Origin of the sequence: Abyssicoccus albus, from assembly GCF_003815035.1 — a bacterium.
GTDB classification, from domain to species: Bacteria; Bacillota; Bacilli; order Staphylococcales; family Abyssicoccaceae; genus Abyssicoccus; species Abyssicoccus albus.
Genome location: NZ_RKRK01000005.1, coordinates 37,358 through 60,906, shown reverse-complemented (window position 1 = coordinate 60,906; position 23,549 = coordinate 37,358). Strand labels below are relative to the sequence as shown.

Here is a 23,549-nt window from a genome sequence, read left to right as displayed (position 1 = left end):
TTTAAATATATTAGAAAAGGGGTGTGGGTATATGCTTAAACTCGAGAATATACATAAATCTTACAATGGAAATGATTATGCCGTGAAGAATTTCAATTTATTAATTGAAGAAAATGAGTTTATAGTTTTTGTTGGACCATCTGGTTGTGGTAAATCCACTACGCTTAGAATGATTGCGGGGTTAGAAGATATCACTAAAGGATCTATTGAAATAGATCAAAAGAAAGTAAATAATATGCATCCTAAAGATAGAGATATAGCAATGGTATTTCAAAATTATGCTCTATACCCACATATGACAGTTTATAATAATATGGCTTTCGGGTTAAAAATGAGAAAGATGAAGAAAAATGAAATACAAAAGAAAGTACATGACTCAGCAAATATACTCGAGATTGAACATTTATTAGAAAGAAAGCCGAAAGAATTATCAGGGGGACAAAAACAAAGGGTTGCTTTAGGTAGAGCGATAGTGCGAGATGCGAAAGTTTATTTAATGGATGAGCCGTTATCTAATTTAGACGCTAAATTAAGAATTCAAATGCGTTCTGAAATCATCAAACTTCATAGAAAGATGAAAGCAACAACAGTTTATGTAACACATGATCAAACGGAAGCAATGACAATGGCCGATCGTATAGTCGTGATGAAAGATGGAATAGTTCAACAGATAGGAACGCCAGAGGAAATCTATAAAGAGCCAGCAAATTTATTTGTCGCGACATTTATGGGTAGCCCTCCTATGAATCAAATTAGTACATCAAAAGATATCATTATGCAATTAATGGAAAGTAACAATACTCCAAGCGAAACTCTTAAAAATGATGTGGTAGTCGGATTTCGTCCTGAAGATATTATAATCGATGAACATCTTCAAGATAGTATTCAATTTAAAGAATTACCAATTGAGTTAATAGAAATGGTAGGCTCTGAAAAACTTGTTCACCTAAAATATTTTACGCACAATATTATAGTGAAAGTGAGCAATGAAACTAATATCAACTATAATCAAAAACTCACATTCTTTGTGCCGTTTAGTAAAATTAAATTCTTTGACCGCAATTCTGGCAGGAGGATTAATTAATGGATGAACAAGTTATTTTAGATAAAGAATTTACATTAAGCTGGATGGATCGGAAACAAAATATTTTAGAAGAATTAGATATTCAATCATTTAATAGACAAGCTATTGAATATATAAAGATTGATTGGGGCTATACACCTTCAAAAGTAACAAATAAAGATGAAATCTTTAATTTTTTCAGTACATGTAAAATTAACAATATTGAAGTACCTTGTTCTTTAGACAACCTACTTACTGTAAGTATATTAAACGGAAATGATTATATTGGTTGTCGACATTCAAAAAGAAATAAAGATCAAATCTTAATATCTACTAAAGAGTCATCGTTAGGTTACAATACGGTCACTCGATTTAATCAAACAATCTCTATCGTTTTAAATTGCCATGAAATTGTGTCGAAGTTCATTAATGTTTTTATAAAAGTTTCGATTGGATTTATTCGTCAACAACAAAACTTAAAAGTAGAATTACATAGTCATACTGTTCATAGTGATGGTGATTACACTGTAAATGACTTATTAGATAAAGCAAAAAACCGTTCATTAGATGTTTTATGTATTACTGATCATAATACTACGAGTGCCCTACAAGAAATTCCAGATAATGGTGACATTTTAGTGGTAAAAGGTCAAGAGTTAACAACATATTTTGGACATTTATTATTAATAGGTAGCTTGGAGGATAATGTTGTTTGGTATGCACTAGACAAAGATAATATTGATGAACTAATACAACAGAAGCATTCACAACAATTGATGGGAATTGCTCATCCATTTGAAGTTGGAAATCCTATTTGTACAGGTTGTCGATTTGAGTATAATGATAAATTTATAAAAGACTTCGATTTTATTGAAGTGATTAATCATGTTGATATGAATAGTCAACACAATAAGGAAGCGATTAATTGGTATAAAGAATTTCTAAATAATGGTATCAGAATCGCGTTGACAAGTGGTTCAGATTGGCATAGAGATGAAAACCTTCCATATCCTAATTTATATGTAAGTGTTAATAACAAAGATGAAAATCAGGTATTACAAGCGATACGATCAGGTAAAAGCTATATATCTATTGTAAATCATTCGGAATTTCGCATTGATATTGACGGCCAATCAATATTAGGTGAAGACATTTTAGATCAACAAATTAAAGATATTGAAATTACTATGTCGACAGAAGACCAACAAAGTATGAATAGATATATTTTAAGTACAAATTTGGGAGAATTTAACCTAAAAAAATTATCGACAGATTCACTTTTAAAAGTTTTAAAAGAAATTATAGTAGGACTGGAATGGTTTATGTTAGAAGGGTATCTCCATGAGCAATTAGTGATGCTTACTAATCCAGTATTCATTAAGGAGGATTCGATATGAAATGGTTAAAAAATATTAATTATTTACGATATATCCCAAAAGTGAAGCGAAATAGAATATCAGAACAAAATAGTATATTAAAACAGATTTGGCAACACAAAATTTTGTATTTAATGTTATTACCTTGTGTGATTTTTTTCTTTGTGTTTAATTATCTACCTATGGCAGGTATGGTGCTCGCTTTTAAAGAGTTTAGATATGATACTGGAATTTGGGGAGGAGAATGGGTCGGTTTAAAATATTACGAGAGATTCTTCTCAGATTCTATGAGTTGGAATTATATTTGGAATACCTTGATAATCAGTTTCATGAAATTAGTGCTTGCTTTACCATTTCCAATTATATTAGCACTAATGTTCAATGAAATTGCTAATGATAAATTAAGAACAATTGTTCAATCGATTACATATATACCTCATTTCTTATCGTGGGTAGTTGTCATTGGTATTGTACAAAGTATACTTGCTCCTAATACCGGATTAGTTAATGAAATTATTAAATTGTCTGGCGGAGATGGGAATAGATTTTTTTTAATGGAACCTGAAAGTTTTTATCCTATTATGTTCTCAAGTTATGTTTGGAAAGATATCGGTTGGAATTCAGTTATTTACTTTGCTGCGATTGTCGGTATTAGTCCTCAATTATATGAAGCGGCAATGATTGATGGAGCTAATCGATTAAAACAAGTATTATATGTCACAATCCCTTCTATTATGCCAACGATATTAGTCTTATTTATTTTATCATTGGGTAATATTTTATCAGCAGGATTTGATCAAATTTATTTACTCCAAACTCCTGGCAACTTATCTGTATCTGAAATCATCGATACTTATGTTATTAAAACAGGTCTTAAAGGAGGTGATTTTGGCTACGCAACAGCAATTGGATTAATCCAAGGGGTCATCGGTTTAATTATTGTACTCATTGTTAACTTTATCACTCACAAGAAGTATGGGACATCATTATGGTAGGAGGAAAATTAATGAAATATATTAAAAAGGTTCTTATATTATGTTGTGTGGCATTATTGTTGTTATCAGGATGTGGTGATAATAAAAGTGAAAAAGAGAATGCAACAAATAATAAAAAAAATGAAAATGGAAAGCCGGATACATGGATTGCTGATCGAAAAATCAAAGGTTTAGTATTCATGAGTGAAGGTGATGTTAGTCCACATATGAATGAAGAGATTGCTGCAGAAATCAAAAAGAAAACAGGGATTGAGTTAGAACTTCAAGGTATTTCTGGAGATTCATCTACAGAAGCCTTAGCGTCAGGTTTAGCAGCAGGTGATTTACCAGACTTTATAGCGTATTATCTTAACAATAGTGGAAGACCAGAAATGAAAATGTTAAATAAAGCTTCGGAACAAGGGATGTTTCATGATTTAACTGATATGTTGAAAGATACAAAAGTATATAGTAAATATTTTGAAGAAGGATATTTGCCGACAGACACAAAAGAAAACATTATGTTCCAAGAAGATCAAGATGGAACATATTTAGTACATATGTCAATTCCAAGAGAAGCAGGTAAAGAAAATAGAAAATATATTGGTGGACCGTACATTCAAAAAGATATTGTTGATGAGTTGGGGATTGATCCAGCTTCAATTGATAGTTCTGAGAAGGTGCATGAATTAGCCAAAAAGATTAAAGAACATGGCTTTAAAGATGTTAATGGCAAAGAAGTTACACCTATTGGACCAACTGCTTGGGGTGGTTCTGATCGACATCCGTTTTATAATGACTTAGTATGGACTGGTTCTACAGGTGAGAAGTTTTTTGAAGATAAAGAAGGAAAAATAAAATTCGAAACACAAACAGATTATCCAATGAAACGTGTTAAACATGTACAAAAATTGATTGACGAAGGATTGATGCATCCTGAGTTTTATACAATGGAAGAAAATAGAGCTGTGGAAGGTTTGGTAAATAAATCGTTTGGTATCGTATCGGATTTACACAATTTTAAAGCTGAAAATAGTGATATGAAATACGTTCCACTCGGACCAATAAATAATGTTCAAGGTGAATATAAAATGGTTTTACCATATAAATCCGGATATGCTGGGTGGTCAATTCCTTCAACGACAGAAAATCCTGAAGAAATTGTTAAGTTTGCAGACTTTTTAGCTAGCAAGGAAGGAAAATTATTGAGTTGGTACGGTATAGAAGGACGCGATTATGAATTGAATAATGAAGGTAATCCTGTACCTACTAAAGAAGTGCTTGAAGAAATTGAAAAAAATCCCGATGAAGCTGCGAAAAGAGGTTTCCGTGGAGCTGGAAGCTATTGGGCTGAACATTTAGGATATACAGATATTGATAGAGAAGCGGATTTTGGAGAAGCGGAATATGGAGATAACGCCAAAAAAGAAGATGATTCAACACCACAGAAAATTATTGAGATGTGGGGATATGATGAAAAAATGAAGGATGCTGAAATCGTAGACGGTTTGTCTCCGAAATCGTTTATTCCTGAGTTTGAAAAAGGAGAAGAGCTTGAATTAGCTTTGACAGCTTATGATGAAAGTTTAATTAAAGCATATTATGCAAAGTCTGAGGATGAAGCTCAAAAAATCATCGACGATGCGAAGAAGAAGTTAAAAAATGCTGGGCTAGAGGAATATATCAAATTATTAGAACAGAAGAAATCGGACGGAACAACAATTCGCTATTAACATAATACTTGGCAATCAATAACGTTGATTATTGATTGCCTCAATTTGGAGTTGTTTTCATGAAATATAATGATAAAGTACATAAAATAATTATGATCATTACGTGGCTGTGTATAATCGGACTATGTTTGAGTATCATATTACCATTTTTAAATATCATTGCACTATCATTCAATGACGGAGGAGATGCTCAAAAAGGTGGTATTTACTTTGTGCCTCGAGATTTTACGTTAGATAATTACATTGAAGTATTTAAACAAAGTACAATATTGAATGCATTAGGAATTAGCCTATTTAGAACAATTGTTGGAACAGTAATAAGTGTGTTCCTAACAGCAATGGCTGCTTATGCTTTAAAATCTAAAACGTTACCTTATAGAAAAACAATTACATTTTTTATTTTCTTTACGATGCTATTCAGTGGAGGAGTTATCCCATACTATTTAGTGCTAAATGATTTAAATTTAACAAATACAATCTGGGTATATATTATACCAAGCCTCTATAGTGTATGGAATTTATTAATAATGAGAACCTTCTTTTTGACGATTCCAGAAAATATAGAAGAAGCAGCGATAATTGATGGTTGTAATGAATTCCAGTTATTCACTCGCATTATAATACCAATGAGTCGCCCTGTTATTGCTACTATAGCATTGTTCAATGCGGTCTCACATTGGAATGACTGGTTTACAGGATCATTTTTTGTTCGTGATAGTGAACTAAGACCTTTAGCAACACTGCTACAAGAGATGCTTACAACACAGAAGGCATTGAGTGATGCATTAAAGCAAAATAGTGTGTCATATGAGATGTTAGAGCGTGTAACCATTACAGGTGACTCGTTAAAGATGGCAACAATTATTATCGTTGTAATACCTGTATTATTTATTTATCCATTTATTCAAAAGCATTTTAATAAAGGTGTTAATATTGGTTCAATGAAAGATTAGGGGGGATATGGTGGAGCAGTTCAAAATCATTCAATTTACAGACTTGCATTTGGGACCACATCATGATGATAAAGATCAACAAACTTTTGAATTAATCAAACAAATTACCGAAACCTATAATCCAGACTTGTTGATATTTACTGGTGACCAAATATGGTCTGAAGGTATTGTAGATGCATATGAAACATATGAACGCTTGGTAGTTTTTTTAAATCAATTCAATACTCGTCTAGCATTCACATATGGAAACCATGATAGTGAGTCTAATTATGATAGAAATTTATTACGTTCTATTGAAAAACAAACTGAATTTTTAACAGAAAAATTTGAATCTAAAATCATTAATGATAAAGAAGCTTATGTAATCCCTGTAGACATGGAAAATGCAAAATATTTACTATATGTAATTGATACTGGATCAACAGATAGAACTCATTATGGCTTATATGATTTCGTTGAACCAGGTCACAATGTATGGTTATCTGATGTTCAACAAAAATATAAAGAGTATAATAATAACTTACTCTTTACACATATTCCCTTACCTGAATACAATGCGGTGAGTGAAGCAAGACAAATAAAAGGGGGAAAAAATGAAACGATTGGGTCACCGTTATTAAATACAGGTACATTTGCACATATTCTTTTAAATGGTGATATCAAAAATGTTTTTGCTGGACATGACCATGATAATGACTTTTCATTCAACTTGAACGGTGTGTCACTTCATTATGGTAGAGTGAGTGGATTTAATTGTTATGGAGATTTATGCCGAGGAGCCCGTGAAATTGTTTTAAATGATAACGGATTGGTCGAGACAAGGATTATAGAATATGATAGTACCCTATAATAAGCCAACTTTTAAAAGACTGTACACACCGATATTAATCGAGCAATTCTTTTTTATGTTAATGGCTCAAGTTGATATGTTAATGCTTTCTAGCTATTCAAGTAAAGCAATAGCAATATCGGGTATTAGTCAACAAGTCATTTTAATATTAATGTTAACAACGACAATTATTCACGTAGGAACTTCAATAAATTTCATTTATACAATCAATAGAAAGAAAGATGATATTTGGTTAATTATATTAGAAGTTTTTATTATTAACTTAATTTTTACGACTTTTATGATTTTCATAGTGTTGTTGACGATGGATTGGATGATTTTATTTTTGAATGTACCTAAGGAAATAGAATCAGCAACACGACAGTTTACGACAGTATTGCTAGTAGGTATTATATTTCATTCTACAACAATGCTCATTTCAACATTATTAAGAACGATGCAATTAGCGAAATATGCAACATGGGTATCAATTATTATGAATATTACTAATGTTTGTCTGAATGCTATTGTACTGTTTATATTAGTTCATAATATTTCAGATCCTGTCATAGCAGTTGCTCATATGACGAACATAAGTAAAATAATCGGGTGTGTAATTGCTATCTACATATTAAGTAAACAAGTGAACGTTAAACCAGTGAGATTAACGATTAAAAGATTAATCACTAGAAGTAAAATGATTGTTAAATTGGGGCTACCCAGTGCTGGAGAAAATATTTCGTATAATATCTCTCAGTTTGTATTAACGTCAATGATTAGTTTGTACGGAGTATCTGTTATTAGTGGGAAATTAATGGTTCAAACTTTTAATTCTATAACATTTACATTTAGTGTAGCATTTGCAATAGCTGCTCAAATTTATTTTGGTAAATTCATAGCAAAACATCATATAAAAATATTTAAAAAAATATTCAATACCTCTAAAAAAGTAATATTCTATCAAACTATTGGGATACATTTTATTGTAATTATAGGCTCGATATTACTCATGAAAATCATTAATACTGAACATGTTGTATTTAATATTATTTTCGTATTATTATTCCTATCTATTGCACTTGAGCCTTTAAGAGCGATGAATGTCTTGCTTGTTGATGTTTTGAATGTATATGGCGATGTTTATTATCCAGTTTCAGTAAATGTAATCGTAACGTGGTTGTTAACAATACCATTGAGCTATATCTTTGGTATAGCATTAGATGGGGGGATTTATGCAATATGGATTGTTTTAATTATTGATGAATTTATTAGGTATTTGCTTATGAATCGCAGAATGACTTCAAAAGAATACTCTAAGCTTCATTTTAATACGGAATAATAGAAAGGAAATAGAGAATGTTTACTCAGGAAGAACGATTTAAATTTATTTTGGACCGATTAGAGTTAAAAGGAAGAGTCACTGTTAATGAATTGGCAAGTATTTTAAATGTATCGAAAGAAACAATTAGAAAAGATTTAACAACTTTAGAAAATGATCAAAAATTACTACGTACTCATGGTGGAGCAACAAAATATCAAAAAACGAATCAAGAATTAGTTTTTAACAAAAAAATAAATAAGTGTAAAAAAGAAAAAAAACTAATTGCAAAAAGAGCTTCAAAATTCATTTCTAACAATCAAATCATTTTTGTTGATGTAGGTACTACAACATATTATTTATCAGAATATTTACATGATATTTCAAACCTTACGGTTGTGACAAGTTCAATCAGCTCATGTATGCAATTTAATAAAGCGGTTGAAGAAGAAAGAATATCCGGACAAGTTGTTATGTTACCTGGCATTACTAATCCAGAACAGCATTCTGTTAAGGGTGCAATGACTATTGAGGCAATACAAAATTTTAAGTTTGACATTTCGTTCATTTCCTGTGGTTCTTTTAACCGATATGAGGTACTTGATTTTGATTTAGACGAAACAGTGTGCTCAAGACAAGCGATGACACGATCTAATCGAAATATTTTACTAACAGATGAAAGCAAACTAAATAAAGAATGTTATTACAAAATAAGTGACTTAAATGAATTTGATGATGTGATCACAAATATGAATCGCATAATAGAGACAAATGATCAACTAAACTGGTATTGTGTAAGGAGATAAAGAAATGACGATAGATATACATATACATCTTGATGAAGGACCATATAATAATGAGTATCTAAAAAAAATATTTCATTATTTTCTTGAAAAGAAATATAGTTCAAAAACGTTAGATGTTAATATTAAACTTAATGAATTTAAAAATATTATAGAGAATAATGGTTATGATAAAACATGGTTTGATCTTTACTTAGAAAAAGCAGTCGAGAAAAACTTAAAAGTAGTAGGAATTGTCGATCACATGTATCGATTTAAGGAATTTAAACACTATTTCCAAAAGCATATTGTAGATGATGTTTATGATTATGATAAAGCATTAAGCGACATACAATCGGAATGGTTAGATAGAGTTTGTGTCACTTCATTTGATCAGTTTAAAGAATTTATACAGTCTGAAAAGCAAAAATGGAAAGACCATGGTATTGAATTATTGTATGGTTTAGAAGTTGATTTTTTTAGTGGAGAAGCTGACTTTTTAAAACAGACCATCGAGTGTTTAGATTTAGATTATACAATTGGTTCCGTTCACTTTTATAAAGGATTTGGATTTGATAATCCAACATTGAAACATTATTTTAATCAGCTAGATTTGGATGCAGCTTACACTACACACTTTGAAACGATTCTTGAAATGATACGAGCAAATATTGTTGATATTATAGCGCATGTAGATAATTTAAAAGTTTTTCAGTTCGAACCTTCAAATATGATAAAGGATAAATATTTTAAACAGATTAGTCTAGCGTTAAATGACACAGATACAATTATCGAATGGAATTCAGGATTGAAATATAGGTATCCAGTTCAGCAATCTTGTCCTAGTCAAAAAGATATGGAATATTTTATAAAAAATAAGATTACATTAAGCTCAGATAGTCATTTGTATGATGACATTGGTTATGATGTAGAACTTAAAGAGAATTATTTAAAGAAATTAGGTGTAAATGAAGTGTACTATATGGTTCGTAAAAAGGAGCACGCTATCAATTTATAAGTTTGATAGCGTTATAATTTTTGCTCTTTGATAATCTGATTAAACCATTGTTGAATGTGCATGTTAAAGGCTTGTACTTGTTCGATTTGTAAGTTGTGTCCTGCTCGATGTAGAATCGCGTAACTAGCATAGACAAATTGATCTGCGATATTGATTGCATCTTGATATCCAACGATATGGTCTTCTTTACCGAGTAAAAATAAAGATACACCTTCAAAGATAAAATCATTTAGCGGTTGTGAAAAGATATAATTTTGTTGAATTTCTTGGATATGTGCTTTTCTTCTTAATCTATAACCGGGCCATATATCCTTTGCAACCCGTCTTAAAGTTCTTGGTGTAATGATTACCCCTTCTGATTCGAATTGTTGCTTATCTTCTTCATTGACTGTGTCATCGTACACACTCTCAGAACGCTCTAACACTTGCTTTTTTGGGAGTTCTCTCATCGAATGATCAGCAATGATTACAGGACAAATAAATCCAGCATTTGTAACTTGTGAGTGCATTCGTTTTATGATTGCCCTAGATAAATATCCCCCATATGATTGCCCAACGATAATAAATTTTTGATCCCCGATGACTTCTTTAATTGCAGTAATGAGTACATTGACTATATCGTCCGTTGATTTTATGTGGCGATCATTTTTTGTACGTCCCATGGCGGGTAAGTCAAAATATATTCTTCTAAATTTTTGGTCTAAATCGTGATGTTGTTCGAAGATAGGTTCAATACTATGTTTTAATACACGATGATCGACAGTTAAACCGTGAATAAAAATTATAGGATACCCTTCGCTGATGTCTTCATAGTACAATTTTACGTCATTCGATCCAATGTACATGTATGTCACCTCAATGATATGATGAATAGTAAAGATGATAATATGTATTTGTATATAATGATGACAACTTATGTCATTTAGTCATATACCATTAATATACTATACAAAGTAAGGAATTAAAAAGGAGAATGATTTATGGAATTAAAAATTACACGCCTAGATAACTCTACTCAACATGTTGAAGCACCAGATCATTTTGGAACAGTCATGGGTGATCACATGTTTGTTATGCATTATAAAGATGGAATAGGGTGGCATGATGCTGAGATTAAGCCTTATGAAAATCTTTCATTATCACCTGCTGCTCAGATCTTACATTATGGGCAAGCGATTTTTGAAGGGATGAAAGCATATGAGAATAACGGTGAAATTCAGCTATTCAGACCAAATGAGAATTTTGAAAGATTAAATCGTTCTGCAAAACGAATCGCAATGCCAACAGTTGATGTTGATTTCATGGTGGATGCGTTAAAACAATTGGTTGATATTGATCGAGCGTTTGTACCAACTGAAGAAGGACAAGCATTGTATATTAGACCGTTCATGATTGCAACTGAACCTCAAGTTGGGTTAGATGTAAGTCATGAATATCAAATGATTATCATTACATCACCGGTTAAATCGTATTTCCGCGGTGGATTAAAACCAATTGATATATATGTCGAACAACAATATGTGAGAGCAGTTAGAGGTGGAACAGGTTTTGCTAAAGTAGCAGGAAATTATGCTGGAAGCTTAATTGGTCAACAAAAAGCAGCAGACAAAGGATGTAGCCAAGCAATGTGGTTAGATGGTGTTGAGAGAAAGTATATTGAAGAGGTCGGCAGTATGAATATTTTCTTCAAAATTGACGGAAAAATCATCACACCGAAGTTAAATGGAAGTGTTCTGCCTGGTATTACGCGCAAGTCGGTGATTGAAATATTACAAAAGCAAGGTTATACAGTGGAAGAGCGTCCGATTAGTATTGACGAAGTCATCGAAGCACATGAAAAAGGTACGTTGGAAGAAATTTTTGGAACGGGAACAGCAGTCGTCATTGCATCGGTTGGTAAATTAGTTTTTGAAGATGATAAAGAGATTATCGTGAATGACAAACAAACGGGTGAATTAACTCAAGATATTTATGATACATTGACAGGTATTCAATTCGGGGATATAAATGACGAACGATGTCATCATTGGATTGAAAAAATATAATGAATCAGTCTAACATTGACGTAGTCTTATTCGATAAAGATGGCACATTACTTGATATGAACAAAACATGGGTACCATATATTAGAGCGCTTATTCAAGATTTCAGTGAAGCATATGGAATCGATCAAATCGATGAATTACTATTTGAATTAGGTATTCATGAACAGGATATTGATTTGAATGGTGTATCGATGAGTGGTTCGACATCTGATGTAATTCGAGTGTTAAACCGTTATGCGAAAGCGGATGTAGCACATTGGTTTAACACATATAATACAGACCATAAAGAGGACTTATACCATTCGATGACTGTTGTAGATGATGCAAAAAATGTATTAAATAAAATGAAGAATGCGGGTTTTGTCCTTGGGCTTGTTACAAATGATCAGCAGTATAGTACGCAAATGTTTGTTGATAAATTTAACTTAAGTAAATATTTTGACTACATTATATGCTCAGACGAAAAAGGCTCTAATAAATCAGATAAACAATTTATAGAGCCGATCACGTCATTATATCATTCAGATCGTATAATAATAGTTGGTGATAGTATGAAAGATATAGAATTAGCTCAAAATTCTAATGTAAGGTCAATTATTATTGGGGATAATGTCCATTTACAAGAGGCTGCAGATTATTATGTTGACCGCATAGGTCAGATTATGAAATTATCGATATTTACAGAATAAATTCAAACTGATGTATTGATTTAATTAGAAGATAGTGTATGTTTTGACCTTACGGACAGAACATGTGCTATTTTTTCGATGATTTGATCTAAAGACTCCTCGTCATCGACATCATAGTCATTAATATTAATTCTTACAACAGGTACTTCAGTAAAATGTTCAATCCATTCAGTGTATCGATTATGCAATGCTTGCCAATATGATTTATCAGTCTCTATTTCCATTTGACGTCCTCGTTCAACTAATCGATTTAGAACATCCTCTAAGCTTGCATCTAAATAAAGTAGTACATCTGGCTTAGGGAAGTAGGGTGACAGTACCATTGCTTCATATAGGTTATAATATGTCGAGTAGTCTTCGGCGGTCATTGTCCCACCGTCATAATGCATTTTTGCAAAAATATCAACATCCTCATATATTGACCGATCTTGGACGAACCCGCCACCATATTCGAATATTCTTTTTTGTTCTTTGAACCGTTCGGCAAGGAAGAAAATTTGTAAATGAAAGCTCCACCTTTCGAAATCTGAGTAGAATTTTTCAAGATATGGATTGTGATCTACATTTTCGAAAGATGTTTTAAAGTTTAATTTATTTGCGAGTGCTTTAGTTAACGTACTCTTTCCAATGCCGACTGTGCCGGCAATTGTTATTGTAGTATGATTGGGTAATGAAGACATTTAGATGCATTCCTTTACTATTTATTCAGATTAACTTACTCATTTTAACATATTGAAGAGGTGTTATGTATGGCAGATGAAGTATTTATGAGACATGCAATTGAAGAGGCGAAACGTGCTGAAGCAATGGATGAGGTGCCTATTGGCGCGATCATTGTATATGAAGGACAAGTCATTGCAACTGGTCATAATATGCGTGAAAGTAACCAACAAAGTACTCATCATGCTGAAGTATTAGCGATACAAAGAGCGAACGAATATTTCAATAGTTTTCGTTTAGAGGATTGTACTTTATATGTAACACTTGAACCATGTGTGATGTGTAGTGGAGCGATCGTAATGAGTCGCATTCCAAGAGTTGTCTATGGTGCTCAAGATCCTAAAGGCGGGTGTGTTCATAGTCTTATGAATTTATTGAATGAACCTAACTTTAATCATCGCTGTGAAGTTACTCACGGTGTGCTGTCAGAAGAATGCGGTCAAATGTTAACGGATTTTTTTCGGAAGAAGAGATTAAAAAAGAAATCAAAGAGTAAATCAATAGAATAAAAGTAGTGATATTGATAAAATAATAGTTGTATTAATGTTTAATGAATTTAAGTATAAATTCACAAATTTTATAAATTGAATAGATTGTTTATACGAAGGAGTTTATAAGATGGTAAAGTTAATCGCAATCGATATGGATGGCACGTTGTTGAATACAAGTCATGAAGTATCCAAAAGAAATGTAGATGCTATTAATGGAGCACTTGAGCAAGGTGTATATGTAACCATTGCTACAGGTCGTGCATATCAAGAGGCTTTGGATGCAATCAAAGGTGAATCGTTGGAACTCCCATTAATTTGTTTGAATGGTGCAGAAATGCGTAATAAAAAGCATGAAATCACTGTTCAACAAAATCTAGAAGATGAACAGATTAAATTAATTAGTGAAATATTACAAAGTGAAGATATCTATTATCAAGTTTATACAGATCAAAAGATATATATACTAGATAAAGAGAGAGAGTTGCAAATATATATTGATATCGCTGAAAAAATGGGACAAAAACCAGAGGTTGAAAAAATCAGACAAAAAATCCAAAAAAGAATCGATAAAGGAACGCTTGTAGAAGTAGATAATTATAAAGAAATCTACAAAAAAGATAATGAAAGAGTAATGAAAATATTAGCGACTTCTCATAATTCAGCGAAATTAGATCGAGTGAAAAATGAACTTTCTAAATCTGAAGATTTAGCTGTATCGTCATCGAGTCAAAATAATATCGAGATTACAAATGTTAAAGCTCAAAAAGGTGTTGCGATTAAAGCGATTGCAGATGAGTTGAATATAGATCTGGCAGATTGTATGGCAATTGGTGATAATTTAAATGATGTGTCAATGCTTAAAGTAGTTGGAACAAGTGTTGCTATGGAAAATTCTCCAACGGTTGTCAGTGCATTGGCAGATTATATTACCGTTAGTAATGAAGAAGATGGTGTTGCACTCGCAATAGAAAGTGCCCTAAATGAAGACTTTTCTAAGTTACAATACAATGATTAGTATTGTGACACATTAACAATGTAATAGTACTCTATACAACAATAAGGAGTAAAGCGATTATCGCTTTACTCCTTATTGTATGTTAATTGACTATATGCATCATGTTGATGAATCGACTCTTTATTCTCACATATTAATGTAAATCCTTTAACCCAATCTAATTCAACGAGGTCGTAAGCAATTAACCTTAGAATATCTTCAACAAATCGTGGATTTTCATAAGCACGCTCGGTAACTTTCTTCTCGTCTGTTCGTTTAAGAATTGGATAAAGTTGACTACTTGCATTGGCTTCCATAATCTCTAATACGATTTCTTTATGATTTTTTGGGATATCTTTATGGTCATAAAGGTCTAATGAAACTGTGACGGTACCACGTTGATTGTGAGCGGAATATTCACTGATTTCTTTTGAGCATGGACATAATGTCGTCACATCAGATTGCATGTAGAACTTTCTATCTTCATTGTTTTCATCTTTATTGATTGTATAACCTATTTGAGCATGTGCGCGTCCGGTCAATTGTGTGACCGGTGATGCTTTGTCATAGAACCAAGTTGATTTGACCTCTACTTGAGCAGAGTTTTGTTTCATTTTCGTGCGAATAGATTCTGTTAAAGATGATAACGATTCAAATGATAGTTCAATACCATTATGATAATGTAACTCTAAAGATTCGATGAGACGTGACATATTGATTCCTTTTTCATCACGTGTTAAAGAAGTCGATAATGAGAAATTTCCGACGCTTTGCATATGATCGATAATGACCGGATATTTTACTTGATTAATACCGACATGATCAATTGCAAATAGAAAGTCTTTTTTCGTCTGTTGCAAATCTTTCATATCTTCTTTTTGAGTCGGCTTTGTTCCTTCAATTGGGTCAACTGAGCCAAAGTGCTTAAAGCGACCGACTCGTGTTGTTAAATCGTATTTTTCTTCTGTCATAACAGTAACTCCTTAAACTTTGTACGTATAAAAGCGTTCATATTTCAACCAACGATCACGTTCTTCATCGGATACTTGTGAATCATTAGCTAATTTCTCTAACATTGGCCCGGTTTGTGATGCGTGTTGTTCTAATGTTTTTAATTTTCTTTCAGTGAATTGGCTAATGTTGTACTCGACATCAGGTGCACCAAGTTTTTCTTCAGTATCGTTACTAAAAGCAACGAGGTGCAACATTGGTCTAACCGAAGGTTCTAATTGTTTAACTGCTTCGATAACTGCACTTGCTGTTGCTTCGTGATCAGGATGTACACAAAATCCTGGATAGAAAGAGATGATTTTCGTTGGATTCAGTTCATCGATGATTGATTTAATGTGTGCAGTCAGTTGGTCGAAAGGTTCGAATTCAACTGTTTTATCGCGATATCCAAGCATTCTTAAATCTTGAATCCCCATCACTTTACTCGCATTGATCAATTCTTCTTTTCGTATATTTCGTAATGATTCCCTTGTAGCGATTGGTGGATTGCCTAAGTTTCGTCCCATTTCACCTAATGTAAGGCATGCATATGTGACGTGATCCCCATCTTCAATATGTTGCATAATGGTTCCAGATACTCCAAATGCTTCATCATCTGGATGTGGGAATACGATTAATATATTGTTAGTCATGATTAAATCTCCTATTCATTGAACGGTGTCATACTGAGCTGAAGACTACTTGCTAATTGTCCTTGAGCATTAATTCCGTGTATAATTAGCATTTCCTGATCATCCAAATAATGTGTTAGTCCTTGGACATATACCCATCCTTGAGCTAATTTCAAACCAATTCGATAGCCTTCCTTTGAATCACCCATAATATTAGCATGCTCGAAGCGAATGACAATGTTTCGTAGGAATGTGCCAGTATTTAAGCCAATTTCATTGAAGTGAGATGCATACATACCATTCGTTGTCTCAACGTGAATGTATACATCTTGACCTTCATAACGCTGTAATAATGGTTGCAGTTCTTCTTTAATAATCGGTTGCATCATTATACTTCTTCAACTTCAACTTTAATTTTTTCAATATTGTGATATGCGCCATGATTAACTGGTCCGACAAAGTCATTCATTTTCCACCCATTTTTAATTGCGCTGGCTACAAATGCTTTAGCATCTTTAATCGCTTCCATCGGTTGCTTACCATTGGCAAGGTTTGCTGTTACACTTGCGGCAAAAGTACACCCTGCACCATGATTGTATGACGTTTCAAATTTTGGTGTCATTAATTTGTAGAATGTATTGCCATCGTAATATAAGTCAATTGCATGTGAGTCTTCGAATGCTTTACCCCCTTTGATCACAACATGTTTAGCACCGTGATCATAGATTTTTTGGGCAGCAACTTTCATGTCATCGATTGTTTTTAATGGTGACATATTTGCAAGTTGTCCAGCTTCAAATAAATTTGGTGTAACAACTGTTGCATGTGGTAATAATAACTCATTCATTGCATCCACTGAATCAGGGTTTAAAACTTCATCTTCACCTTTACATACCATGACTGGGTCAACTACAAAATGTTTTGCAGATGAGTCGAGATATGCTTTTCCAGCACGTTCTATAATTTCACGAACACCTAACATACCAGTTTTAATCGCATCAGGATTTATTGATAAAGCTGTTTCAATTTGTTTATCTAATACTTCTAATGGAAGTGGATCAACTCTGTGCGACCATGTTTTAGGATCCATCGATACGATTGTCGTCAGTGCGACCATTCCATAAGTGTAGTGTTCTTGGAATGTTTTTAAGTCAGCTTGCATCCCTGCACCAGCACTTGTATCTGATCCTGCGATTGTTAATGTTTTCTTTAATGTCATAAGAAATCCTCTTTTCTAAAAAAATGTCGTAACATTATAATACCATGATTAATGGTATATATTAAGCTAATGAGCTTTAATTATGCTATAATGCCATTTGAGGTGAGTCTGATGGATTGGGAGACTTTATTTAATCTGATTGGTGATGACATTGGAATTGAGCAAATTAATAAGCAGATTGACAAAGAATATTTAGAATATGATGTATTTCCACCACGGAATAAAATATATAATGCGTTTGAATTAACTCCGTTTGATCAGGTTAAAGTTGTTATATTAGGACAAGATCCATATCATGATATTAATCAGGCTCATGGCTTAGCATTCTCTGTAAAAGATGGTGTTAAAATGCCACCATCACTTCGCAATATGTTAAAAGAATTAGAAGATGACATAGGGTGTTCAAGATTATCGACAGATTTAACGGACTGGGCAGAGCAAGGTATATTATTGTTAAATAATGTACTAACTGTTAGAGCACATGAAGCAAGGAGTCATCATTTTATCGGATGGCAACGACTAACAGAAGCGGTTGTCAAGGGAATATCTGATCATCATGAGCATGTTGCATTCGTGTTGTGGGGAAATGATGCTCGTAAGAAGAAAACAATGATTCACGCAAGACATACAATCATTGAATCTGTACATCCAAGTCCTCTCTCTGCATATCGAGGGTTCTTTGGATCTAAGCCATATAGCCAAATCAATAACGCGTTAATTATCCACGGACAAATTCCTATTGAATGGTGTGATAATAAATAATGGATAAAGAACAATTGCTATTCAAAATTGAACATGAATTAAATAAAGCGTATGAAGCATCTACAAATGAAGAATTCAAAAAATATATGTATGCAATTCACATATTGAGTGATTTAGATAACGGGCTTAATGAATCATTTAAGTCGGCAACAAAGCATGACAAAATCAAATCAGATTTATCATCAAAACAACTTACCCATAATGAACACAATCAACAAGAACAAATATTATCTAAAGAAGAAACACTGAAGCGAATGGGTGCGTCAATGAACACGACGAGTCAACCATCTAGTCATTCAAATGTAACATCATCTATGGATAATATTATGCAAACTGAAGATGGTGTAGGAAATGGTGGTTCATTATTTGATTTTTAAATCGTATTCAGTATGATGAGATATAGAGTATATTAAAACGATAGAATATATTATAAATAATAGGTAGAGTTGATAAGAAAATAAGGATAGATATATAAACAAACTAAGTATAAAAGAGGGATACATGATGAAGTTATTTCTAATATTAGGTTCAGTATTTATGGCATTAGGTGTTGCGCTTGGAGCCTTTGGTGCACATGGTCTTGAAGATAAGCTAAGTGAAAAATATATGGGTATTTGGGAGAAAGCAGTACATTATCATTTAGTCCATGCGTTAGGGTTATTGATTATCGGTGTAATTCAAGGTACAACGACATTAAATGTGAACTGGGCAGGTTATTTACTTACAGCAGGAATCATTTTATTTAGTGGTTCATTATATATACTTGCGTTAACACAAATTAAAGTGCTCGGAGCGATTACACCATTAGGTGGCGTTGCATTTATTGCAGGATGGATTGTATTAATGATTGCTGCAATAAAGTTTTAATTTTTAAAATAGAGTATTGAGATTATATGCTGATCAATATAATCCCCTAAATGATATTTGGAATCAACTCCTAAAAGATATCCAGATGATATTATATTTAGAGATTATATTAAGTTTAGAGAAGTAGGTTTATGATGAAGAAGGTTATTATAACTTTAATTTTTATAGTTTATGTTTTGATATTATTAGGTTTTGTATGGTTTTTGAATCCAGAAGACTTAGGCTATAACACGGTCAATACTACCCCTTTCAAGACGATTGATTTATATATTAAAGGATTAGAACAAGGGACTTTGAACATATATACAGTGTTTCTGAATTTATTAGGGAACATCATGTTACTTCTTCCATTAGGACTTTATATTGTTTACATGTGGCCAAATATCAACGTATCTTCAGTCATGATACTTGCTATTTTATTTCCGGCGATGATTGAGATTGGTCAGTATTTACTTCAAGAAATTGGGTATAGCCATAGAGCGGTTGATATAGATGATATTATATTAAATAGCATTGGGTTTATTCTCGGTGCTTTAATAATGAAAGGAAGATCATGAATGAATAAATTTTTGAAATATACTTTAATTTCAGTCACGGCAATTGTTGCAACGACACAAGCGGCAAAATTTGCACGTAAAAATCAATACATTCAAAATGTATTGAAGTCATATCAAAACAAACAAGAATTTGATCAATTGAAGTCTATCTTGTTATCGATTATTGAAGCATTTCGTGAAGAAACAAACAAACGCCAAGAAGAACCACATGTAGAAGAACCATTTACGAAGGCTGAACAACCGCAATCGGAACAATCGATTAGTCAAGCGATTAAAGAAGCACTAGATGGAGATACTGCTAAAGCATTAATTGATGATGAATCTGATCGTAAGTTAATGAAAGATTTAGTAGAGGAAAGCGAACAGATTGAGAAGTTGATTCGCGGATGGTTTAAAGGATAATCAGTATAAATCGGTATGATCGTAAAAGAACCAAAGACGCTAGATGTATCGTCTTTGGTTCTTTTTTTGTTAAAAAATATCTTTTGATTTATTATCGAAATGCTTAATTGGATGATTTTAGCTTAGGATAGTTAAAAATTATCGCACACGAAGCACAAATTAATAATAACATTGGATAATATGAATATTGTAACATCATCACAGGTGAAATGGATGCAACGCCACTTGCAGCGAGTATTTGAGCACCGTATGGAAGGAGTCCTTGAGTACTACTCGCAAAAATATCAATAATACTTGCTGACTTTCTTCTGTCAATGGTGTAAGTATCTGCGATATCTTTCGCCAGTGGTCCGGCGATAATGAGAGCAATTGTATTATTAGCAGTTGCAATGTTAATCGCACTAACAAGAATACCCATTCCAAATTTTGCTCCAATGACTGTTCTCACCTTGTTTTTAATCGTCGTCAGTAGCCAATTGATGCCACCGTAATATTGAATCAATCCGAGTAGAGCGCCGATCAGTAAAGCAATAATTGCTATGTCTTGCATTGATGATATCCCTTCAGCGAGTGTTGATCCTATATTATTAAGTTGAATGGATTGTGTAATGAGACCTGTTACAATTGCAGTCACTATGCCTATCGTAAGTACGACTAGAACATTGAGTCCTATCAAAGCGAATATTAACACAATGAAGTATGGGATCGTGTTTATCATGTTGAAAGGATGATCCATTGATTGATCTAGTTCAATATTCATAGATAATAAAAATAGAATAATACATGTTACAACAGCTCCGGGTAACACGATTAAGAAATTCACCTTGAATTTATCAATCATTTTGACTTCTTGAGTTTTCGTAGCAACGATAGTTGTATCTGATATGAACGATAAGTTATCACCAAACATAGCACCACCAACGACGGTCGCCATACTCAACGGTAATGAGATTTCAGTCCCATTCGCAATGCCTAACGCGATAGGACCTAGAGCAACCACAGTTCCAGTTGAAGTACCCATTGTTAATGAAATAAGGCAGGCAATAACGAAAACACCGACAAGTAATAATTGACTTGGAATGAATGTAAGCCCTAGGTTTACAGTCGACTCAACAGCACCTGTTTCTTTTGTGATCATACCAAATGCACCAGCAAGTAAAAAAATGAATACCATGAGAATGATATTCTCATCACGAGCACCGTTTATTGCGTGATGAATTTTGGTAGAGAGCTTAATCTTTGGAAACATAACCATTGCGACAACGAGTGTTGCAATTAATGCAACATTAATTGGTAATTGATAAAAATCTTGTGTAATAATCCCACTACCGATGAAGATTAAAATGAAAAATAGTAGTGGTAATAATGAAAATTTTGTATATTTATTATGATCCATCTGAATTACTCCTAAAAGAGCTCAACCAAGTAAAAGTGGTTGAGCTCTTCATATTTTGTTTATTAATTGATTAGCTATAAGTATTGAATATTGTATCACGTTCTATGATAAATGCAATCTAATGTATTTTTTTGTAAATAAATTGATACTATACAACTCATTTGATTAATCATATGACTATGTTATAATTAATTCCGACTAAAAAGATAAGAAAAGATGTGTGAAGAATGACGTTACCTTTTATGGAGATTTTTAAAGAATGGGCAAGTGATTATGATAACGCAGTGTTTGGTCAAAATCCTGAATATTATGATGTATTTGTAAATTATGATTTTATGTTACGTGAAGCGGCTAAAAAAGCTGAGGGTAAAGTGTTAGAATTCGGTCCTGGTACTGGTAATCTAACCAACTTATTACTTGCTAAAGGTCTAGACGTAATTCCGGTTGAACCGAGTGATGAGATGAGAGCAATCGGAGAAAATAAAACTGGCGTTGAATTTGTAAAGGGAGATTTCTTGAATTTCAATGTGGATCAAGTCGATACGATAATAACATCGTATGCTTTTCATCATTTAACAGATGAAGAGAAATTGATTGCATTGAAAAAATATAAATCAATACTGACGGAAAACGGCAAAATAATTATTTTAGATACGATTTTTAATTCAAAAGAAGAGAAACAACAAATGATTAATCATTATGAATTACTTGGTTATAAATCGCTTGTTGAAGATCTGAATCGTGAATATTATCCGTTGAAAGAAACAATGGAGGATATTGCGCGTATCAGTGGTTATGATTACACTTCACAACAGATGAATCGATTTGCACATTTACAAGTGTTAACGCACAAGAAATTTTTAAAACCGTTAGACTTAGTTGGAAATACGCCATTAGTTGAGTTGACTAACTTTGAACTTAATAAAGGTGTTCGATTATTCGCTAAATTAGAATCATACAATATTGGTGGATCTGTTAAAGATCGATTAGCTTTTAATTTAATTCAATCAGCGATAGATCATGGAGAAATACGAGATGAAGTTGTTGAAGCGACAGCAGGCAACACCGGTATAGGACTGGCACTTGCTTGTTTGCAACACGATTTACAACTGACGGTATTTGTTCCTGAGAAATTCAGTGTTGAGAAACAACAATTGATGAAAGCACTTGGTGCAAATATAATTCACACACCTACAGAAAAAGGGATGACTTATGCAAGAGAGCAAGCTGAACAATATGCGAAGGATAATAATGCTTATTACACGAATCAATTTGAAAATTTAAGTAATCCATTAAGCTATGATCAGTTAGCACAAGAAATACAAGCGGATGTTGGAAAAGTTGATATGATTGTTGCCGGTGCTGGGTCTGGTGGAACGTTTGAAGGGCTTGCAAGACATTTCAAAGAAGCGCACAAAGTGATCGTTGAACCTGAAGGCTCAATTCTGTCATGTGGTGAGGTTGGTAACCATCGAATAGAAGGTATCGGCGTTGAACAATGGCCAGTATTTCTTTCAAAATCAAATATCGATGTGGTTGAAAGCATTAGCGATGAAGATGGTTTTCAGATGGTTACTGAGTTAGCTAAGAATGAAGGTTTGCTCGTCGGAAGTTCATCAGCGGCTGCATTATGTGCTGCTCTTAAACAAGCGCAACATGTAACTGATAAAAATATTGTTGTAATTTTCCCTGATGCTGCAGAACGATATATTAGCAGTAATATTTTCAATATTAATTAA

26 protein-coding genes and 1 pseudogene are annotated in these 23,549 nt (G+C 32.9%); 20 read left to right on the top strand and 7 right to left on the bottom strand.

The window, feature by feature from the left end; all coding sequences use genetic code 11:
* Positions 1–31: 31 nt before the first annotated feature.
* The 9 genes from EDD62_RS08060 to EDD62_RS08020 are packed head-to-tail and all read left to right on the top strand — an operon-like array spanning position 32 to position 10,046.
* The gene (locus tag EDD62_RS08060; RefSeq protein ID WP_123808513.1) at positions 32–1,084 is read left to right on the top strand and encodes an ABC transporter ATP-binding protein; all 1,053 of its coding nucleotides are present in this window, start codon (positions 32–34) and stop codon (positions 1,082–1,084) included.
* Positions 1,084–2,460, top strand: coding sequence for a CehA/McbA family metallohydrolase (locus EDD62_RS08055; protein WP_123808511.1), 1,377 nt, complete (start codon positions 1,084–1,086; stop codon positions 2,458–2,460). Before EDD62_RS08060 ends, EDD62_RS08055 begins: the two co-directional genes overlap by 1 nt.
* Positions 2,461–2,492: 32 nt before the next feature.
* Entirely contained in the window at positions 2,493–3,434 is a 942-nt protein-coding gene (locus EDD62_RS08050) for an ABC transporter permease (protein ID WP_414731070.1), read from the top strand.
* Between the two features lie 11 nt (positions 3,435–3,445).
* On the top strand, positions 3,446–5,146 hold the full coding sequence (locus tag EDD62_RS08045; RefSeq protein WP_123808509.1) for an extracellular solute-binding protein: 1,701 nt from the start codon (positions 3,446–3,448) through the stop codon (positions 5,144–5,146).
* A gap of 59 nt (positions 5,147–5,205) precedes the next feature.
* Positions 5,206–6,099, top strand: a complete 894-nt coding sequence (locus tag EDD62_RS08040; RefSeq protein WP_123808507.1) for a carbohydrate ABC transporter permease — start codon at positions 5,206–5,208, stop codon at positions 6,097–6,099.
* Positions 6,100–6,109: 10 nt separating this feature from the next.
* Positions 6,110–6,949, top strand: a complete 840-nt coding sequence (locus tag EDD62_RS08035; RefSeq protein WP_123808505.1) for a metallophosphoesterase family protein — start codon at positions 6,110–6,112, stop codon at positions 6,947–6,949.
* On the top strand, positions 6,933–8,267 hold the full coding sequence (locus EDD62_RS08030) for an MATE family efflux transporter (RefSeq protein WP_123808503.1): 1,335 nt from the start codon (positions 6,933–6,935) through the stop codon (positions 8,265–8,267). Before EDD62_RS08035 ends, EDD62_RS08030 begins: the two co-directional genes overlap by 17 nt.
* Positions 8,268–8,284: 17 nt before the next feature.
* Positions 8,285–9,052 (top strand): DeoR/GlpR family DNA-binding transcription regulator, encoded by a 768-nt coding sequence (locus EDD62_RS08025; protein ID WP_123808501.1) that lies wholly within the window; start codon positions 8,285–8,287, stop codon positions 9,050–9,052.
* A gap of 4 nt (positions 9,053–9,056) precedes the next feature.
* The gene (locus EDD62_RS08020) at positions 9,057–10,046 is read left to right on the top strand and encodes a PHP domain-containing protein (protein WP_123808499.1); all 990 of its coding nucleotides are present in this window, start codon (positions 9,057–9,059) and stop codon (positions 10,044–10,046) included.
* 11 nt (positions 10,047–10,057) lie between these two features.
* Here the strand turns inward: EDD62_RS08020 and EDD62_RS08015 are convergent, their stop codons facing one another.
* A complete protein-coding gene (locus tag EDD62_RS08015; RefSeq protein WP_123808496.1) occupies positions 10,058–10,891 on the bottom strand; it encodes an alpha/beta fold hydrolase in 834 nt (277 codons plus the stop codon).
* A gap of 135 nt (positions 10,892–11,026) precedes the next feature.
* Between EDD62_RS08015 and EDD62_RS08010 the strand changes: the two genes are divergently transcribed.
* Both EDD62_RS08010 and EDD62_RS08005 read left to right on the top strand, forming a co-directional pair.
* Complete coding sequence (locus tag EDD62_RS08010) at positions 11,027–12,091, top strand: branched-chain amino acid aminotransferase (RefSeq protein WP_123808494.1); 1,065 nt, start codon at positions 11,027–11,029, stop codon at positions 12,089–12,091.
* Positions 12,091–12,780: an HAD family hydrolase gene (locus tag EDD62_RS08005; protein WP_123808491.1), complete on the top strand. Its 690-nt coding sequence runs from the start codon at positions 12,091–12,093 to the stop codon at positions 12,778–12,780. Before EDD62_RS08010 ends, EDD62_RS08005 begins: the two co-directional genes overlap by 1 nt.
* 20 nt (positions 12,781–12,800) lie before the next feature.
* Here EDD62_RS08005 and EDD62_RS08000 read toward each other — a convergent pair whose 3' ends face one another.
* The gene (locus tag EDD62_RS08000) at positions 12,801–13,460 is read right to left on the bottom strand and encodes a deoxynucleoside kinase (RefSeq protein ID WP_123808488.1); all 660 of its coding nucleotides are present in this window, start codon (positions 13,458–13,460) and stop codon (positions 12,801–12,803) included.
* 69 nt (positions 13,461–13,529) lie between these two features.
* On the opposite strand from EDD62_RS08000, the gene tadA reads away from it, so the two are divergent.
* Complete coding sequence (tadA, locus tag EDD62_RS07995; RefSeq protein ID WP_123808485.1) at positions 13,530–14,009, top strand: tRNA adenosine(34) deaminase TadA; 480 nt, start codon at positions 13,530–13,532, stop codon at positions 14,007–14,009.
* A gap of 109 nt (positions 14,010–14,118) precedes the next feature.
* Positions 14,119–15,006: a Cof-type HAD-IIB family hydrolase gene (locus EDD62_RS07990; protein WP_123808482.1), complete on the top strand. Its 888-nt coding sequence runs from the start codon at positions 14,119–14,121 to the stop codon at positions 15,004–15,006.
* Positions 15,007–15,071: 65 nt separating this feature from the next.
* Here the strand turns inward: EDD62_RS07990 and folE2 are convergent, their stop codons facing one another.
* From folE2 to thiD, 4 genes are read right to left on the bottom strand one after another with little or no spacing between them, the layout of a single operon-like run.
* Positions 15,072–15,956 (bottom strand): GTP cyclohydrolase FolE2, encoded by an 885-nt coding sequence (gene folE2 / locus EDD62_RS07985; RefSeq protein ID WP_123808479.1) that lies wholly within the window; start codon positions 15,954–15,956, stop codon positions 15,072–15,074.
* A gap of 12 nt (positions 15,957–15,968) precedes the next feature.
* On the bottom strand, positions 15,969–16,628 hold the full coding sequence (gene bshB2 / locus EDD62_RS07980) for a bacillithiol biosynthesis deacetylase BshB2 (RefSeq protein ID WP_123808477.1): 660 nt from the start codon (positions 16,626–16,628) through the stop codon (positions 15,969–15,971).
* 11 nt (positions 16,629–16,639) lie between these two features.
* Complete coding sequence (locus EDD62_RS07975; protein ID WP_123808561.1) at positions 16,640–16,993, bottom strand: DUF1806 family protein; 354 nt, start codon at positions 16,991–16,993, stop codon at positions 16,640–16,642.
* Positions 16,994–16,995: 2 nt separating this feature from the next.
* Entirely contained in the window at positions 16,996–17,826 is an 831-nt protein-coding gene (gene thiD, locus EDD62_RS07970; RefSeq protein WP_123808474.1) for a bifunctional hydroxymethylpyrimidine kinase/phosphomethylpyrimidine kinase, read from the bottom strand.
* Positions 17,827–17,937: 111 nt separating this feature from the next.
* Between thiD and EDD62_RS07965 the strand changes: the two genes are divergently transcribed.
* From EDD62_RS07965 to EDD62_RS07945, 5 genes are all read left to right on the top strand, one after another.
* Positions 17,938–18,588, top strand: a complete 651-nt coding sequence (locus EDD62_RS07965) for a uracil-DNA glycosylase (protein ID WP_123808471.1) — start codon at positions 17,938–17,940, stop codon at positions 18,586–18,588.
* Positions 18,588–18,965 carry a DUF5327 family protein gene (locus EDD62_RS07960; protein ID WP_123808469.1) on the top strand — a complete coding sequence of 126 codons (378 nt, stop codon included), beginning with the start codon at positions 18,588–18,590 and terminating at the stop codon, positions 18,963–18,965. The genes EDD62_RS07965 and EDD62_RS07960 overlap by 1 nt, the downstream gene beginning before the upstream one ends.
* Positions 18,966–19,089: 124 nt before the next feature.
* Positions 19,090–19,455: a DUF423 domain-containing protein gene (locus EDD62_RS07955; RefSeq protein WP_123808466.1), complete on the top strand. Its 366-nt coding sequence runs from the start codon at positions 19,090–19,092 to the stop codon at positions 19,453–19,455.
* A 131-nt stretch (positions 19,456–19,586) separates the two neighbouring features.
* On the top strand, positions 19,587–20,012 hold the full coding sequence (locus EDD62_RS07950) for a VanZ family protein (protein WP_123808463.1): 426 nt from the start codon (positions 19,587–19,589) through the stop codon (positions 20,010–20,012).
* Positions 20,013–20,414, top strand: coding sequence for a hypothetical protein (locus EDD62_RS07945; RefSeq protein WP_123808460.1), 402 nt, complete (start codon positions 20,013–20,015; stop codon positions 20,412–20,414). It abuts the gene before it with no gap.
* A 103-nt stretch (positions 20,415–20,517) separates the two neighbouring features.
* Here EDD62_RS07945 and EDD62_RS07940 read toward each other — a convergent pair whose 3' ends face one another.
* Complete coding sequence (locus tag EDD62_RS07940; protein ID WP_123808457.1) at positions 20,518–21,810, bottom strand: Na+/H+ antiporter NhaC family protein; 1,293 nt, start codon at positions 21,808–21,810, stop codon at positions 20,518–20,520.
* Positions 21,811–22,037: 227 nt separating this feature from the next.
* On the opposite strand from EDD62_RS07940, the pseudogene EDD62_RS09360 reads away from it, so the two are divergent.
* A pseudogene (locus EDD62_RS09360) lies at positions 22,038–22,502 on the top strand (class I SAM-dependent methyltransferase); the annotation flags it as partial.
* A gap of 123 nt (positions 22,503–22,625) precedes the next feature.
* Positions 22,626–23,549: a PLP-dependent cysteine synthase family protein gene (locus EDD62_RS09355; RefSeq protein WP_249037362.1), complete on the top strand. Its 924-nt coding sequence runs from the start codon at positions 22,626–22,628 to the stop codon at positions 23,547–23,549.

Bases quoted from the DNA above. Each gene is read 5' to 3' on its own strand.
- EDD62_RS08060 (WP_123808513.1), top strand. From the start codon at position 32: ATGCTTAAACTCGAGAATATACATAAATCTTACAATGGAAATGATTAT.
- EDD62_RS08055 (WP_123808511.1), top strand. From the start codon at position 1,084: ATGGATGAACAAGTTATTTTAGATAAAGAATTTACATTAAGCTGGATG.
- EDD62_RS08045 (WP_123808509.1), top strand. From the start codon at position 3,446: ATGAAATATATTAAAAAGGTTCTTATATTATGTTGTGTGGCATTATTG.
- EDD62_RS08040 (WP_123808507.1), top strand. From the start codon at position 5,206: ATGAAATATAATGATAAAGTACATAAAATAATTATGATCATTACGTGG.
- EDD62_RS08030 (WP_123808503.1), top strand. From the start codon at position 6,933: ATGATAGTACCCTATAATAAGCCAACTTTTAAAAGACTGTACACACCG.
- EDD62_RS08025 (WP_123808501.1), top strand. From the start codon at position 8,285: ATGTTTACTCAGGAAGAACGATTTAAATTTATTTTGGACCGATTAGAG.
- EDD62_RS08020 (WP_123808499.1), top strand. From the start codon at position 9,057: ATGACGATAGATATACATATACATCTTGATGAAGGACCATATAATAAT.
- EDD62_RS08015 (WP_123808496.1), bottom strand. From the start codon at position 10,891: ATGTACATTGGATCGAATGACGTAAAATTGTACTATGAAGACATCAGC.
- EDD62_RS08010 (WP_123808494.1), top strand. From the start codon at position 11,027: ATGGAATTAAAAATTACACGCCTAGATAACTCTACTCAACATGTTGAA.
- EDD62_RS08005 (WP_123808491.1), top strand. From the start codon at position 12,091: ATGAATCAGTCTAACATTGACGTAGTCTTATTCGATAAAGATGGCACA.
- EDD62_RS08000 (WP_123808488.1), bottom strand. From the start codon at position 13,460: ATGTCTTCATTACCCAATCATACTACAATAACAATTGCCGGCACAGTC.
- tadA (WP_123808485.1), top strand. From the start codon at position 13,530: ATGGCAGATGAAGTATTTATGAGACATGCAATTGAAGAGGCGAAACGT.
- EDD62_RS07990 (WP_123808482.1), top strand. From the start codon at position 14,119: ATGGTAAAGTTAATCGCAATCGATATGGATGGCACGTTGTTGAATACA.
- folE2 (WP_123808479.1), bottom strand. From the start codon at position 15,956: ATGACAGAAGAAAAATACGATTTAACAACACGAGTCGGTCGCTTTAAG.
- bshB2 (WP_123808477.1), bottom strand. From the start codon at position 16,628: ATGACTAACAATATATTAATCGTATTCCCACATCCAGATGATGAAGCA.
- EDD62_RS07975 (WP_123808561.1), bottom strand. From the start codon at position 16,993: ATGCAACCGATTATTAAAGAAGAACTGCAACCATTATTACAGCGTTAT.
- thiD (WP_123808474.1), bottom strand. From the start codon at position 17,826: ATGACATTAAAGAAAACATTAACAATCGCAGGATCAGATACAAGTGCT.
- EDD62_RS07965 (WP_123808471.1), top strand. From the start codon at position 17,938: ATGGATTGGGAGACTTTATTTAATCTGATTGGTGATGACATTGGAATT.
- EDD62_RS07960 (WP_123808469.1), top strand. From the start codon at position 18,588: ATGGATAAAGAACAATTGCTATTCAAAATTGAACATGAATTAAATAAA.
- EDD62_RS07955 (WP_123808466.1), top strand. From the start codon at position 19,090: ATGATGAAGTTATTTCTAATATTAGGTTCAGTATTTATGGCATTAGGT.
- EDD62_RS07950 (WP_123808463.1), top strand. From the start codon at position 19,587: ATGATGAAGAAGGTTATTATAACTTTAATTTTTATAGTTTATGTTTTG.
- EDD62_RS07945 (WP_123808460.1), top strand. From the start codon at position 20,013: ATGAATAAATTTTTGAAATATACTTTAATTTCAGTCACGGCAATTGTT.
- EDD62_RS07940 (WP_123808457.1), bottom strand. From the start codon at position 21,810: ATGGATCATAATAAATATACAAAATTTTCATTATTACCACTACTATTT.
- EDD62_RS09355 (WP_249037362.1), top strand. From the start codon at position 22,626: ATGAATCGATTTGCACATTTACAAGTGTTAACGCACAAGAAATTTTTA.